The sequence below is a fragment of the Tritonibacter sp. SIMBA_163 genome (assembly GCF_046535935.1).
Lineage (GTDB): Bacteria > Pseudomonadota > Alphaproteobacteria > Rhodobacterales > Rhodobacteraceae > Epibacterium > Epibacterium scottomollicae.
In genome coordinates this window covers 1-268 of record NZ_JAWJBP010000523.1, presented here as the reverse complement: position 1 = coordinate 268, position 268 = coordinate 1, and the positions used below count along the sequence as shown (strand labels likewise).

General features: G+C 50.0%; 1 protein-coding gene. It reads right to left on the bottom strand.

The window, feature by feature from the left end:
• On the bottom strand, window positions 1-268 hold a 268-nt coding region (locus R0J92_RS23375; protein WP_411053432.1), incomplete at both ends, for a hypothetical protein.

The following is a 268-nucleotide window of genomic DNA, read 5'->3' as shown; positions in this document are numbered from 1 at the left end:
ATGACTCTTTGACAGGGATCGGTGACAGGGAAATACATCTTGCCCTTTCCGTGGTGAGCTATTTTCTCTATCACCTTGCCAATGACTTTGAAGTCGTCCAGAAAATGCTCCCACCGAAGCCCAAGCACGTCGCCATTGCGGAATCCGGTGTAATACATCACCAAAACGACCGGGACCACATGATCAACATAAGTGACCTGATCCCAATCAGGTAGATGTCGGTTCGATTTCTTGAGGCGTGAGCGACGGCGCATGTCCTTCATTTGCC